Source organism: Arthrobacter sp. CAN_A6 (assembly GCF_015751715.1).
GTDB lineage: Bacteria > Actinomycetota > Actinomycetes > Actinomycetales > Micrococcaceae > Arthrobacter_D.
The window spans coordinates 35,757-49,146 of record NZ_JADOUV010000003.1; the positions used below are offsets into that span (position 1 = coordinate 35,757).

At 67.8% G+C, this 13,390-nt stretch carries 14 protein-coding genes; 2 read left to right on the forward strand and 12 right to left on the reverse strand.

Annotated features, from left to right (window positions below):
• Positions 1–30: 30 nt before the first annotated feature.
• The 12 genes from IWX75_RS06425 to IWX75_RS06480 form a co-directional block, all read right to left on the reverse strand.
• Positions 31–1,191, reverse strand: coding sequence for an acyl-CoA dehydrogenase family protein (locus IWX75_RS06425; protein ID WP_196821423.1), 1,161 nt, complete (start codon positions 1,189–1,191; stop codon positions 31–33).
• A 4-nt stretch (positions 1,192–1,195) separates the two neighbouring features.
• Entirely contained in the window at positions 1,196–2,344 is a 1,149-nt protein-coding gene (locus tag IWX75_RS06430) for a CaiB/BaiF CoA transferase family protein (RefSeq protein WP_334684157.1), read from the reverse strand.
• Positions 2,345–2,459: 115 nt separating this feature from the next.
• Positions 2,460–3,353, reverse strand: a complete 894-nt coding sequence (locus IWX75_RS06435; RefSeq protein ID WP_196821425.1) for a fumarylacetoacetate hydrolase family protein — start codon at positions 3,351–3,353, stop codon at positions 2,460–2,462.
• A gap of 36 nt (positions 3,354–3,389) precedes the next feature.
• Positions 3,390–4,163, reverse strand: a complete 774-nt coding sequence (locus IWX75_RS06440; RefSeq protein ID WP_196821426.1) for an SDR family oxidoreductase — start codon at positions 4,161–4,163, stop codon at positions 3,390–3,392.
• Positions 4,163–5,068, reverse strand: a complete 906-nt coding sequence (locus tag IWX75_RS06445; RefSeq protein ID WP_196821427.1) for a dihydrodipicolinate synthase family protein — start codon at positions 5,066–5,068, stop codon at positions 4,163–4,165. The genes IWX75_RS06440 and IWX75_RS06445 overlap by 1 nt, the downstream gene beginning before the upstream one ends.
• A 13-nt stretch (positions 5,069–5,081) precedes the next feature.
• Positions 5,082–6,392, reverse strand: a complete 1,311-nt coding sequence (locus tag IWX75_RS06450; protein ID WP_196821428.1) for an MFS transporter — start codon at positions 6,390–6,392, stop codon at positions 5,082–5,084.
• Complete coding sequence (locus tag IWX75_RS06455; protein ID WP_196821429.1) at positions 6,389–8,659, reverse strand: TRAP transporter permease; 2,271 nt, start codon at positions 8,657–8,659, stop codon at positions 6,389–6,391. Before IWX75_RS06455 ends, IWX75_RS06450 begins: the two co-directional genes overlap by 4 nt.
• A complete protein-coding gene (locus tag IWX75_RS06460) occupies positions 8,656–9,171 on the reverse strand; it encodes a hypothetical protein (RefSeq protein WP_196821430.1) in 516 nt (171 codons plus the stop codon). The genes IWX75_RS06455 and IWX75_RS06460 overlap by 4 nt, the downstream gene beginning before the upstream one ends.
• Positions 9,172–9,177: 6 nt before the next feature.
• The gene (locus tag IWX75_RS06465) at positions 9,178–10,185 is read right to left on the reverse strand and encodes a TAXI family TRAP transporter solute-binding subunit (protein ID WP_196821431.1); all 1,008 of its coding nucleotides are present in this window, start codon (positions 10,183–10,185) and stop codon (positions 9,178–9,180) included.
• Positions 10,186–10,239: 54 nt separating this feature from the next.
• Positions 10,240–10,845 (reverse strand): carboxymuconolactone decarboxylase family protein, encoded by a 606-nt coding sequence (locus IWX75_RS06470; protein WP_334684158.1) that lies wholly within the window; start codon positions 10,843–10,845, stop codon positions 10,240–10,242.
• On the reverse strand, positions 10,838–11,575 hold the full coding sequence (locus IWX75_RS06475; RefSeq protein WP_196821433.1) for an SDR family NAD(P)-dependent oxidoreductase: 738 nt from the start codon (positions 11,573–11,575) through the stop codon (positions 10,838–10,840). The genes IWX75_RS06470 and IWX75_RS06475 overlap by 8 nt, the downstream gene beginning before the upstream one ends.
• Positions 11,576–11,731: 156 nt before the next feature.
• On the reverse strand, positions 11,732–12,430 hold the full coding sequence (locus IWX75_RS06480) for a GntR family transcriptional regulator (RefSeq protein ID WP_196821434.1): 699 nt from the start codon (positions 12,428–12,430) through the stop codon (positions 11,732–11,734).
• 148 nt (positions 12,431–12,578) lie between these two features.
• Between IWX75_RS06480 and IWX75_RS06485 the strand changes: the two genes are divergently transcribed.
• On the forward strand, positions 12,579–13,037 hold the full coding sequence (locus IWX75_RS06485) for a DUF3817 domain-containing protein (RefSeq protein ID WP_196821435.1): 459 nt from the start codon (positions 12,579–12,581) through the stop codon (positions 13,035–13,037).
• 9 nt (positions 13,038–13,046) lie between these two features.
• Positions 13,047–13,388 carry a biopolymer transporter Tol gene (locus tag IWX75_RS06490; protein ID WP_196821436.1) on the forward strand — a complete coding sequence of 114 codons (342 nt, stop codon included), beginning with the start codon at positions 13,047–13,049 and terminating at the stop codon, positions 13,386–13,388.
• The last annotated feature ends 2 nt before the right edge of the window (positions 13,389–13,390 follow it).

Consider the following 13,390-nt stretch of genomic DNA (forward strand, 5'->3'; position numbering starts at 1 on the left):
GCGGGGGGAACGGACTCGATCACGGCGGCGCTACCGGAAGGCCGGGATGCCGGTGATGTGGTTGCCGAGGATCAGCGTATGGACCTCGTCAGTCCCCTCGTAGGTGCGCACACTCTCGAGGTTGTTGGCGTGGCGAAGGGGGGAGTAGTCGAGCGTGACGCCGTTGCCGCCGAGCATCGCCCGGGCTTCACGGCAGATCTCGATCGCCTCACGGCAGTTGTTCAGCTTGCCCACCGAAATCTGGTGGGGCTGCAGGGTTCCGGCGTCCTTGAGCCTTCCCACCTGCAGGGCCAGGAGCATCCCCTTGTTGATCTCCAGGGCCATGTTGACGAGTTTCTGCTGGGTGAGCTGGTAGCCGGCGAGCGGCCTGCCGAACTGCAGGCGTTCGCGGGAGTAGTCGAGCGCGGCGAAGTAGCTGTCGCGTGCGGCTCCCATGGCGCCCCAGATGATGCCGTAACGGGCTTCGTTGAGGCACTCGAAGGGGCCGCGGAGTCCCTTGGCCTTCGGCAGCAGTGCTGTGCCGGGCAGGCGGATGTCGGTGAGTTCGATGTCGCACTGGATCGAGGCCCGCATCGAGAGTTTCTGCACGATCGGGGTGGCCTTGAAGCCCGGGGTGTCCGTCGGCACCACGAAGCCGCGGACGCCGTCGTCGGTGTTGGCCCAGATGATCGCCACCTGTGCCACCGACGCCAGCCCGATCCAGCGCTTGCTGCCGTTCAGGACCCAGTCGTCGCCGTCGCGCCTGGCGAACGTGAGCATGCTGCCGGGATCCGACCCGCCGGAGGGCTCGGTGAGGCCGAAGCAGCCGATCGCCGAGCCGGCCGCCATCTTCGGCAGCCACTCGTTCTTCTGCTCCTCCGAACCGTGCTTGGCGATGGCGCTCATGGCCAGGGAGCCCTGCACACTGACGAAGGTGCGCAGCCCGGAGTCGCCGGCCTCGAGTTCAAGTGCCGCCAGCCCGTACTCGACGGAACTCCGCCCGGGGCAGCCGTAGCCTTTGATATGCATGCCGAGAAGCCCCAGCTCGGCCATGCGGGGCACGATCTCCAGCGGGAACTCGGCGCGGTCGTACCAGCCGGCGATATTCGGTTTGATGGCCGTGTCCACGAAACTGCGCACGCGGTCGCGCAGTGCGCGTTCGTCGTCCGAGAGCAGGGCGTCGATTCCGAGAAGGTCCGAAGGGTCGGTCATGGGTCTACTTTCCGGTAACTGTGGTGATGAGTGACGGGTGGCGGTGTGCGGTGAAGGTTGCGCCGTTGTGCTCGCCGAGGAGCGGGGGTACGCGCCGGTAGCTGGCCGGGGTCTCGGAGAGCCGGATGGGGTTGGCTACCTGGGAACTGGTGCGGTTCGTCCCGGCGTCAGCAATTTCGACGACGGGCGTGAGCCCGAGGTCGTCGGCGAGCTGGAGCGCTTCGGCGATCGAGTTGACCTTGCCGGCAGGAACACCCGCTGTACTGAGCAGGCGTGACCATTCGACGGCGCTTCGGGTGCCGAGTTGCTCCTCGAGCAGGGTCTTGAGTGCGCCGCGGTGCGCCACCCGGTTCGAATTGCCGCGGAAACGGGGGTCAGTGGCGAGATCCGGCACGCCGAGGACGTGCACCAGGGACTCGAACTGCCGATCGGTCCCGACGGCGACGGCCAGGGGGCTGTCGGCGGTCCGCAGTGTTTCGTAGGGGGCGATGCTGGGGTGGGCGTTTCCCATCCGCTGTGGGGCTTCACCGGTGGCCAGCGTGCTCGAGGCCTGGTTGACCAGGCCGGAGAGCAAGGAGGAGAGCAGATTGACGTCGACACGCTGGCCCCTCCCGGTAGCGTCCAGGGAGCGCAGCGCGGCAAGGATGCCCACCACCGCGTTCTGGCCGGTGACCACGTCCACCAGCGCCACGCCCACCTTGCTCGGTTCGGAGTCCTGCGAACCGGTGACGCTCATGAGCCCGCCCACCGCCTGCACGAGGAGGTCGTAGCCGGGCAGGTGGGCCCCGCCGGCACTGCCGAAGCCGGTGATGGAGCAGTACACCAGGTCCGGTCGTTGCGCAGAAAGGGTCTCGTAATCCAGCCCGAAGCGCTGCATGACGCCGGGCCGGAAGTTCTCGATGACGACGTCGGCCTCCAGCGCGATCTCGAGGGCCCGCGCCAATCCCTCCGGACTACGGAGGTCACAGACCACCGAGCGCTTGTTCCGGTTCACACTGGAGAAATAGGTGCCCACTCCGTGCTCGTCCACCGGGGGAACCCAGGAGCGGGTGTCATCTCCCTCAGGGCTCTCCACCTTCAGGACGTCCGCCCCGAAATCGGCGAGCATCATGGAGGCGAACGGTCCGGCGAGAACCCGTGAGAAGTCTGCCACTTTCACCCCCTCCAAGGGGCCGGGTGGCGGGCTGCCTGCCTGGCCCGAACCGGCCGGTGGCCTTTCCGAATTCCTGCTCAACGAATTCCTCCTCCAAAAAAGTGTGCCTGCGGCCCTAGCGGGACGCGGTCACGGGGTTGCTGAGTACGCCGACGCCCGAGACGCGGCATTCGGCGGTGTCGCCCGGAGTGACGTGGATGGCGCCGGGGGTTCCGGTGGAGATCATGTCGCCGGGGTACAACGGCATCACCTTGCTGTGGAAGCTGATCAGGTACGCGGGGTCGTAGCGCATATGGGAGACCGTGTTGCTGCGTTTCACCTCGCCGTTGACCACTGTGGAAACCTCCATGTCGGCGAAGGTGCCACTGCCCACTGCCTCGGCCAGCGGCACGATGCGGGGCCCGAAGGAGAAGAAGCCGGGGAAGTTCTTCGCGCGGGTGAGGAACCGCGGGTTGCGCTGCAGGATGTCCTCGGCCGTCTGGTCGAGGACGGGCACGACACCCACCAGGTAGTCCAGGGCGTCCTCCGGCTCGACGTTGCGGCAGTACCGGCCGATCACCACGGCCACCTCGGCCTCAGTGGTGGTGCGCTCGCTCTGTTCCGGGATGGGGATGGCTTCGCCGGGCCCGATGACGGTGTGGTCACCCTTGATGAAGGACGCCGGTTCTTCCGGTACGCCTTCAGAGAGATCCGAGGCGTGTTCCACATAGTTGAGTCCGATGCCCCAGAGCATGCGGGGGTGACGGTAGGGGGCGCCGAAGGTGACTCCATCGGGACTGCTGAAGACGGCGTCGTCGGCCGTCTCCGCCGCGGCATCGAGCTGCCCGAGGAGATCCCCGGTGAGGACGTCGAGGATGTCGCCGGTGAAGCCGGGAAGGAGGTCGGAGACCCGCGCCACACCGCGGCGCGGGTGAACGACGGCCGCCGTCTCGGTGGTCCCGGAAGCACCGGGTGCGCCGGTAGTGGATTCGCCGCTGATCGAACAGAGGTGGAGGATGCTGGGAGCCATGAAGCTGCCCTTTCTAATCGGGGAAGAGGTGGGGTTCTAGTAGGCGCGGACCATGCCGCCGTCGCACCGGATCTGTTCTCCGGTGACATACGACGCCGGCGCGCTCGCCAGGAAGGTGACGACCGCGGCGAATTCGGCCGGAGTGCCGTACCGGCGTGCGGGAATGCCGGCCTCGGAGGAGGCGCGTGCCTCGGCGGGCGTGGCGCCTGTCCGCTTGGCCGCGGCGGTGTCCAGCGATGCGACGCGCTCGGTATCGATGCGGCCGGGGAGCACCATGTTGACCGTCACGCCCTCGGCGGCGACCTCGGCCGCCAGGGTCTTGAGGTACCCCGCGAGACCGGCACGGCCGATGTTCGAGAGCGCCAGGTTGGGCAGCGGCTGCTGCACTCCGCTGGATCCCACCGCTACGATGCGCCCCCAGCCCCGCTGCCGCATGCCGGGGAGCACCAGGGAGGTGAGCCGCAGGTGCTGGAGCAGCAACTGGTTGACGGCGGCGAGGGCCTGCACATCGGTGATGTCGGCAGCGCCGCCGGGAGGAGGGCCGCCGCTGTTGAGGACCAGCACGTCGATCGGCCCGAAGGCGCGCTCGGCGGCCTCCACCAGCGCAGCCGGGGCGCCGTCGTCGTTCAGGTCCATCGCGATTCCGACGGCGGAGGGCAGTCGTGCCGCTTCTGCCTGCACCACGTCCTCCCGCCGTGCGGCGAGCACGACGTTCGCTCCCTCGGCGGCGAGTGCCTGCGCAATCGCCAGGCCGATCCCGGAGCTTGCGCCGGGCACCAGAACGTTCTTTCCTGTCAGTCCTGTATCCATCAGGCGATCTCCATTCGTACTGCGTCGAGGTGTGCGTCGATCAGATCTGCGAGCTCACGCGGCAACGCGGGAGCGGGAGGCCGGACCGACGAGTCGGCGATGATTCCACGGCGGCGCAGGATCTCCTTCCGCAGCGCGAGCCCCACGCCGGGCTGGCCCTCGAAGTTCGCCAGGGGCAACCATGGCGCGAAGGCACTGCGGGCACCGGCGAAACCACCGTCGGCGAAGGCTGTCAGGGCGATCTGCAGGCCTTCGGGGTGGGAGAACCCGGTCATGGCGCCGGCTGCGCCCGCGGCCAGTTCGTCGAGCAGCCCCACGCCTCCCAGCCCGCCGTAGACGGGAATGTCCGTGGAACGGGTCAGTTTCGCGATGGCGGACGCCGTGGGAGGAGCCTCCGACTTCACGGCGACGAGAAAGTGGCATTGCCCCACGACGCGAAGGATCTGCTCGGCGCTAATTTTCACGCCGGAGGCCACTGGGTAGTCCTGCAGCACGATGCCCGCGCCGGTGGCCCGGTGGATGGCGGTCAGGTGGGCGGTCAGCACGTCCGGGTCGGCGGTGTTCGCCTGCACCATGAGGGCGGCCAGGTTGCTGCCGGCGGCCTCCACCGCGGTGAGGGCCTGCTCGATGGCGACGGCGGTCGTCCGGGCGGAGAGACCGACCACGAGCGGGGTGTTCCCCGCCTCGTCGGCGACGGTGCTGACGGTGAGGGCTTGTTCGGCCGCGGTCAGTGACGCTCCCTCGCCGAAGACACCCAGGACCACCATCCCGGTGGCCGGCAGTGCGGTGTAGAGCTGGACCTCACGGCGGAGTGAGGCGGTGTCGACGGCGAGGTCGGCTCCGCTGAATGGCGTGGCCAGCACCCCCCAGAGTCCGGGGGAGAGGTGCGGAAGCTGTTCGGTCATAAAGACTTTCCTTTCATCGGTATTCCTTCAGGACTGGTGGTTCCAGGCGCGGTGGGGCCGCTCCCGGTGTGACCGTGGCTGCTCCGGCCTCCGTGGTGTCCAGCGGCGCTGCGTACTCGGGGGCGACCTGCGGTGCGGCGGCTTCCGCCGCCGACCGTGATGCACGAATGACCCGGCGGCCGAGCCGGAAGGTCGCGGCGGCAAGTAGGGCGACGACGGCGGCGGTCAGCCATGCGGTCCGGTAGGACGTTGCGGCGACGAGGAAACCGAACAGCAGGGGGCCGGCGGCAGCACCGAGGGAGAGCCCGGTTTGGAGGACTCCGGTGGCGGAGGCGGCGCCGTGCCGGTTGTCACGCACCACGGCGAAGTGGACGAGTCCGGGCCAGGTCCATCCAGCGGCGTAGGTCAGCAGCGCTCCGAGCACGAAAGCGGTGGAGGAACCGAAGGCGAGGAGGACATAGCCGGCCACGCCGAGGGTCAGCAGGTTGGCCACCAGGATGTAGGGGCTGCGTTGCGGATACCGGTCCATGGCGGCGCCGAGCGCTATTCGGATGAGGAGGCCCAGGAGTGCGGCACCGGCGAAGAGAAATCCCGCGGCGCTGGGCGACATCCCGGATTCCACGGCGGAGTCGACGAGGAATACTCCCATGGACGTGGCGGCAGCCGCAGCGAGGCCGGCGCCGATGGCCAGCAGGACGAGCCCGCGTCGGGGGGTTCCACGATCAGCGGGTGCTGCGGCCCCCGACGTCGAGGGAGGGGTTCCCTGTGCCTTCAGTCCGGCCCACAGGGCCAGCGACACGGCGAGGACGACGCCCAGGGCGAAAGCGTAGCGCCAGCCGAGCACCAGGGCGATGCCCGGAACCGCAAGGCCCCCGATCAGACCGGCGGCGGGGATGGAGCACTGCTTGATGCCGAAGGCCAGTCCGAGCCTGCCCGGGCTGACCGCCCGCGAGATGCCGAGGTTTGCCGCCGGCTGGGCCAGGCCGTTGGCTAGCCCTCCCACTGCGAGGGCGGCGATCAGGACGCCGAACGACGGCGCCAGGCCGGCTCCGGTGAGGGCGATCGCTGCCAGGACGGCAGAGGCGACCACGCCCTTTGCTGCCCCGATCCGCTGGACGAGCCGGCCGAGCCACCGCGCGCAGATTCCGGAGACTGCGAACAGCGTGGCGGCCGCAATGCCCATTTCGGCGGGGCCGATGCCGAGGTCCGCCCGGATCTGCACGGCGAGGGCACCCACCAGGAACGCCGGCAGGACGCCCAGGGTGGTCACCGTGACGGCCTGGAGCAATGTGCCGCCCGCGCCGGGCGGCGGTGCGGAGGTCACGACGATTCGGCTCCGGTGCGGGGAGTGCCGTCGGCAGTGCCCAGAGGCTGGTTGTCGGGAGCCCGGTCGTTGGAAGCTCGGTTGCCGGGAGCCTGGTTGTTGGCAGCCCCGGTGCCGACGGCCGTGGCTCCTTCTGGAGTGGCATCGGCAGCGGGCGTTCCTGCCGACTCGTTCGGATGGTCCTTGCGGTGCATCTTGAGGCCGAGGAGGTGCACGACGATTCCTACGGCGATGATGGCTGCTCCGATGCCGATGTACATCGGCTCCATGACCAGCATCGGCAGTGATCCCAGCCCCAGCAACACGCGTTCGGGCCAGCGGGCCGGGCCGAACAGCCATGCTCCGGTGGACACCGCGAGGGCACCCACGGCCACGAGCGAGACGCTGAACGCCAGGGCGATGGTTCCGATGCCGCCCTGCAGCAGCAGCCCGACGCCCGGGCCGGAGAGCACGAAGATGAACGGCACGAGGAACGCCGAGAGGGTGTAGCGCCAGGTGAGCCACATGGTCTGGATCGGTTTACCGCCCGTGATTGCGGAGGCTGCGAACGGCGAGAGCGCCGTGGGCGGTGAGACCTCGCTGAGCACCGAGTAGTAGAAGATGAACATCGCTGCGGCGAAGGCGGGGACGCCCACATCCTGCAGGGCCGGTCCGATGATGACCCACGAGATGATGAAGCTCGCGGTCACGGGCACCGCCAGGCCCAGCAGGATCACGGAGATCGCCGAGAAGATCGCCGTCAGGAGCAGGCTCCCACCGGCGAAGTCCACGATGATGTTCGCCAGTTTCAGGCCCAGCCCGGTGAGGGTCATGACGCCGACGATCAGGCCCGCGGCGGCCATGACGGGAATGACCGAGAGGGCGCCGGTGGCACCCGTGGCGAGGGCGTCGAAGATCCGGCGCGGTGTCATCCAGGAGGCGCGGTCGAGGAAGCTGAGGACGAACGCGAGGAAGGTGGCGTAGACCACGGCGCGGAACGGGGTCATTCCCATGGCCATGAACACCACGATGGCGGCGAGGGAACTGAAGTGGTAGCCGAAACGGAGCAGCAGTTTGCCCACGGGCTTGACGTCGAAGTCCACGGCCTTGGTCTTGAAGCGGCGTGCGTCCATCTCGATGGCGAGGATGATGCCGAAGTAGTACAGCACCGTGGGGATGGTGGCCCAGATCAGCACCTGGAGGTAGGAGACGCCCAGGAGTGCGGCGATGATGAAGGCCGCCGCTCCCAGGGTGGGAGGGGACATGATGGCACCGATGCCGGCGGCGGCGAGGATGGCACCACCGTGTTCCTTGGGGTAGCCGGCCTTGCGGAGCAGCGGCCAGGAGATACCGCCCAGGGTCACCGTCGTCGCGACGCCGGAGCCCGAGACCGTGCCGAGGAGGAATCCCGCGAGGGTGACCGTCCGGCCCGGGCCGGACTTCGACTGGCCGAAGGCCGAGAAGGAGAGGTCGATGAAGAACTTGGTGGCACCTGAGGCGCCGAGGACCGCGCCGTAGATGGTGAACAGGATGATGTAGGTCGCCGCCACATCCGTGGGGACACCGAAGAGACCCTGCGTGCCCATGACGTTGTGGCCCACCAGCCGGACCCAGTCGAAGGAGGAGGTGTTGAACGGGGCGGGCACGAAGGAGCCGAAGAAGGCGTAGGCGAAGAATCCGATCACCACCAGCGGCACCAGGATCCCGACCGTCCGGCGCGACGCCTCGAGGGTCACGAGGATAGCGATCACGCCCATGATCAGGTCGAGGTAGGTGGGTGTGATCGCGCGCCGGAAGAAGCCGTCCCAGTCCGAGATGATGTAGAGGAACGGCACCAGCGCAACGACGGCCAGTGCCCAGTCCGCGATGCCGGGGTTGTCGCTTGATTTCTTGGCCTTCGATGATTCCGATCGGCCCCAGCCCCGGTAGACCAGGAAGGTCAGGGACAGGCCGATCCCCAGGAACAGCGGTAGGTAGAACTGCGTGGCCATGGGATTGAAGACCCAGTAGAGGGCCAGGAGTGAGAGCCCTGCTCCGAAGATCTTAATGAGCAGCCCGGGAAGCCCGCTGAGGTGCCGCGCGGGCTTCTCGGCCTCGTACTCGGCGATCAGCGCTTCCTCGTCGATGGTGTCTTCCCGCTCCAGCGGATTCACCGTGTCGTCGTCCTTCGCCCTGGCACGGCCTGCCTGCTCATAGGGATCAGGTGCCTTGTGTCCTGGGGCAGGGCCTGAGACTGGGACGGTGGTGCGCGCTGCCACGGCGCCGTTGCCGTCGGGTCGCTCGGTCATGGTGTCTCCTCGAGATGTAATTCAACGAACGGGTTGCTGTCGTCGACCAGGGTCCAGAGTTCGAGCGGCGGGGCACCCGGGACGTGCAGGGTGCGCTGCCCGAGGTCTGTTGCCGCGAGCGAAAGCTTTTCGAAGGCTGCGGGTCGTGCGGGGTCGGGTTCGACGACCCAGTTCCGGCTGTCCGATGCTCCGGCGGCCATCGGCACACCGGGAACTGCGTAATACTCCTCGAGCACCGCGAGCTGATCAGCGGCGATCTGGTCCAGCAGATAGGTGCCGTTCGGTTCGACGGTGTAGCGCTCCTCGGCCAGGGTGCCGTAGAGGGAATTGCGGTAGCTCACCGAGAAGCTGTTTCCGGGAAGCGGGACGCTCGCCAGCTCGTCGTCGTCGTGGGTGATGATGAGGGATGCTCCCTGCGGGGTGGGGCCCGCCGGGTCCGCGAAGGCGAACCCGCCACCTGCCAGCATGCCGAGGCATGCCAGGGAAACGACGACGACGGCCGGCTTGCGCATGGTGTCCTAGCCCGCTGCCTCGTCGAAGTAGGTCTGGGCGCCCGGGCACGTTTCCACGTAGGAGATGTCTCCTGCGGTGGCGGCATCGAGCTCTTCGGCCGCGGGGTGGACCTGGATGAGGGCTTCCTCGTTCTCGAAGATCGCCCTTGTGATGTCCTGCTGGAGCTGCTCGTCCATGGTGGGGCTGGCAACCAGCAGGTTGGGTGAGGCGATGGCGGGAACGGCTTCGGTCTGGCCCTCGTAGGTGTTGGCCGGAATGTCCTCGGCGACGTAGTACTCGCCGTATTCGGACGCCAGGGGCTCGGCGTATTCACCGATCGGCACCAGCACCATGTCGCCGTCGCTGGCGAGGTCGATCAGGGCACCCGTGGGAAGGCCTCCCGACCAGAACCCGGCGTCGATGGTGCCGTCGCGCAGGGCGGCGACGGTTTCCGCGGCACCCAGCTGGCGGCGCTCGACGCCACTCTCGGGGTCGATGCCCGCCGCCTCGAGGATGCGCAGCGCCGCGACCTCGGTGGCCGAGCCGGGCGCTCCGACGGAGATCACTTTCCCTGCCATGTCCTCGACGGATGCGATGCCGGTTCCGTCGACACTGACGGCCTGCATGAAGTTGTTGTAGATGTTGCCGAGCGAGCAGATTTCCTGGGGTTTGCCTTCGAATTCACCGACGCCCTCGACGGCGTCGGCCACTACGTCGCCTACGGAGAAGGCGAGCTGTGCTGAGCCGTTCTCGATGAGGAGCATGTTGTCCACGGAGGCGTTCGTCTCCTGGACGGTGGCGTCATAGCCTTCGATGTTGTCGCGGATCACCGTCGCGAACCCGCCGCCCAGTGGGTAGTAGACGCCGCCGGTGCCGCCCGTTGCGATGGAGAGCGAACCTCCGCCGCCTGCTTCCGCTTCGCCGCCCCCTCCGCCGGTGCTCGGTTCAGGGCTTCCGCAGGCCGACAGGAACAGGGCGGGGGCGATGAGTGCCGCTGCGCAGAGGTGCTTCCGGCTTCGCTGTTTCGTGCTCATGGATTTTTTTCCTTTGCTGTTGTAGATTTCTGGCGCTGGTCAGGGAGTGGAGTTTCAGGGCCCGGTGTCCGGCGCCGGGACGTCCCCGGCCGCGAGCAGGCCGGCGAGCATGCGGTAATAGCCCACCAGGAGTGATAGCTCGGCGACTCCGGCGTGTCCGAAGTGCGAAAGCACCGGAGCGTGGACGTCGTCGCTGACGGTGGTGCCGTGCAGGAGCACCTTCGTCAGCTCGAGGGCGGCTCGCTCCGCGGCGGTCAGGGTGGGCGGCACATCGCCTCTCTTGAGGTGCTCGAGTTCCGCCTCCGTGATTCCCACGGTTGCTGCCACCAGGCTGTGGGCGTACCACTCATAGGCCGAGTCGAGGTCCGCGGATATCGCACAGATGACGAGCTCGCGCAGCCGCCCGTCGAGGGCGCCTCCGAAGCGGAGTACGGCGCCCAGTGCCTGGACGGCGTCGCCGATGGCAGGGGAGTGGAGCAGCGCGTTGAACGGACCGGCAAGCGCGCCGTCGTCGTACACCATGGTGAACGGGCCGTTGCCGCGGGGCGGGCCGGCGATCGCGTCGTAGACGCTGCGTTGCTCGGCGGACAGTTCGGCCGGGGTCAGCAGCGGGAACCGCCCTCCGGTGGGCCGGTCGGTGCTTTCCGCGGAGTCAGACAAGGGTTCGCCCCCCATCCACGTAGAGGACGTGGCCGGTGACGAAAGCCGCCTGCCGCGATGCAAGGTAGAGCACGGGACCGGTGAGGTCGTCGACGGTGCCGAGCCGGCCCGCGGGAACCATGCCCGTGTAGTGGTCGCGTACCCCCGGACGGTCGAGGAAGGCGCCCGTCAGGGCGGTCTCCACGTACCCGGGCGCGATGGCGTTGACCGTCACTCCGCTGGAAGCCCACTCGCGGGCCATGACGCGGACGAGCTGATTCAGGCCGCCCTTGGTCGCTGCGTAGGGGCCGTGGTCGGGATGGGCGAGCAGGCTGGAGACGGATGAGCAGTAGATCTGGCGGCCACGGCCGGCGTCGACCATGATGCGGCCTGCTGCCCGACCGAGCCGGAAGGCACTGGAGAGATTGACGTCGAGGATCCTATCCCAGTCCTCGTCCGTGGTCTCGAGGATGGGTACCCGGTTGTTGATGCCGACGGCGTGAACCAGGACGTCGAGGCCGCCCAGTTCCGTTTCGGCGGCGCGAACGGCCTGCTCGCAGCCTTTCGTGCTCGTGAGGTCGACGGCGACGGTGCCCGCCTTCCCGGTGAAAGCAGCCAGGCGTTCCTCGTCCCGGTCTGCGACGAGAACCCTCGCTCCCTCGTCCAGAAACGCCTGAACGCAAGCCGCACCGATTCCGCCGGCTCCGGCGACCAGAACGCGTTGACCCTTCAACCCAAGCCAGTCAGTCACGGCGAACAACTCCAGTTCAATTCTGCACGCCGTGTCGGCGCGGAAACCCGTCGTTGGATTTCTCTGGATACTGTATACAATCCGGATTCAGAACGTAACCCTCGTCACACAACTGTAATGCAATCGGCTCCCCGTCGGCATGTCGCCGAAGCAGGACTATGCCTGATCGGTGGTGGGGGAGGGAGCAGCGTCCAGGAAGGTCCGCAGGGCTTCGATGGCGTGCTCGCGGTGCTCGTCGAGTCGTCGGATCAGCTTGTCCGCATCCCGCTCGGCGAACGCCTCGATGATCAGGGCGTGTTCATGTTCCACCCTGGAACGGTTCGCCTCCGCCCCGTAGTAGACGAAGCGGTAAGCGTCGGTTGAGTCCCACAGAATCTTGATCATCCGCTCCAGGCGCGGCATGCCGGCCGCCTCCACCAGCACGAAGTGGAACCGCCGATTGGCCTCGGTCATCTTCAGCAGATCGCCCGCCGCGCTCGCCGTCTCTACTTCCCGGGCGGCCGTTTCCAGGTTCTCGAGGACGCTGCTGTCCGGATTGCCGGCGAGCGCAACCCGGGTGGCCTCCGCTTCGAGGAGTTGCCGGATCCGGTAGACCTCCAGAAGGTCCGTGAGGGAAAGGGTGGCAACCTTGTGCCCCCGGTGGGGTTCGTAGTGGACCTGGCCCTCGCTCTCGAGGATCTTGAATGCCTCACGCAGCGGTACCCGGCTGACGCCGAAGCGTTCGGCGAGGGCGTCCTGGCGGAGGGGCTGCCCCGGGAGGAACTCACCGGCGATGATGGCCCGCCGGAGCTCTGCGAGGACGAAGGCCTGGGCGGTCGGCGGGCGTCTGGAGCTTCCCGTGGCACTGTTGGTCACGGAACGGGCCCACTCACTTCAACTCTCACCGTTGGAATTCTAGCGGGACGCGCTTTCAATTGTTCGGGGAGTGCCGTCCCATACCGGATCAGGCTGCCCGGTGGATGCGATATTTTGGGGATGACCCTGTCCCGATCCTGGAGAGTCCATGAACCCGCGTACCCTGTTCCGCATCGTCGCCGTAGCCGAGGCGCTGACCTGGGCCCTCCTGCTGACGGGCATGTTCTTCAAATACATCACCCGAACCACCGAGGCCCTCGTTCCACCGGCCGGCGCCCTTCACGGGTTCGTCTTCCTCTGCTTCCTCGTCAGCACCGCGTTCGTCTGGATCAACCAGCGGTGGTCCCTCGGCACGGCGCTCCTGGGTTTTGCCTCGGCCGTTGTTCCCTTCGCCACGGTTCCCTACGAACGGTGGCTGGAGCGCAAGGGACAGCTGGACGGCACGTGGCGCCTGGCCCCGGGCGGTGAGGTTCCGAGGAACCCTGCCGAAAAGCTGCAGGCCGGGGTGCTGCGCTCTCCGGTGGTCGCGGCTGTCATAGCAGTGGCGGGCATCGCGGTGGTGTTCACCCTCCTGCTGATCGTCGGCCCTCCTGTTCCGTCGAGCTGAGGACTCGCCATGACTACGGGCCTGGACCTCGCCGCCACTTCCGACGATGACCGGTACTTCCGCCATAGCGGGCGCCGGTGGCGGAAAACCGATCCCAGTATTCCGGAGCCCATCAGGGCCCGGCTCGTTTCCCACCTCGGCAGGGGCCGCTCGGGTGTGCGCAATTCGAAGAACGACGACGACGACGGCGTGGCCCTCCGCGCCGCCCGCGCCACGGTGCAGCTCGCCAAGGAAGGACTGGGGGAGCGGGGGGCCGCGTGGTGGGACCAGTCGCCTCAGGAGCGGCGCGCCCGCTGGGAAAGGGCGCTTGAGGAGTTGGACAGGTTGGCCGACGGTCCGGGCGGGCGATGACA

What these genes read in the sequence shown, in the direction of transcription:
- IWX75_RS06440 (WP_196821426.1), bottom strand. Translation starts at nt 4,163, where the DNA reads ATGGATACAGGACTGACAGGAAAGAACGTTCTGGTGCCCGGCGCAAGC.
- IWX75_RS06445 (WP_196821427.1), bottom strand. Translation starts at nt 5,068, where the DNA reads ATGACCGAACAGCTTCCGCACCTCTCCCCCGGACTCTGGGGGGTGCTG.
- IWX75_RS06490 (WP_196821436.1), top strand. Translation starts at nt 13,047, where the DNA reads ATGACTACGGGCCTGGACCTCGCCGCCACTTCCGACGATGACCGGTAC.
- IWX75_RS06455 (WP_196821429.1), bottom strand. Translation starts at nt 8,659, where the DNA reads ATGACCGAGCGACCCGACGGCAACGGCGCCGTGGCAGCGCGCACCACC.
- IWX75_RS06485 (WP_196821435.1), top strand. Translation starts at nt 12,579, where the DNA reads ATGAACCCGCGTACCCTGTTCCGCATCGTCGCCGTAGCCGAGGCGCTG.
- IWX75_RS06460 (WP_196821430.1), bottom strand. Translation starts at nt 9,171, where the DNA reads ATGCGCAAGCCGGCCGTCGTCGTCGTTTCCCTGGCATGCCTCGGCATG.
- IWX75_RS06435 (WP_196821425.1), bottom strand. Translation starts at nt 3,353, where the DNA reads ATGGCTCCCAGCATCCTCCACCTCTGTTCGATCAGCGGCGAATCCACT.
- IWX75_RS06425 (WP_196821423.1), bottom strand. Translation starts at nt 1,191, where the DNA reads ATGACCGACCCTTCGGACCTTCTCGGAATCGACGCCCTGCTCTCGGAC.
- IWX75_RS06465 (WP_196821431.1), bottom strand. Translation starts at nt 10,185, where the DNA reads ATGAGCACGAAACAGCGAAGCCGGAAGCACCTCTGCGCAGCGGCACTC.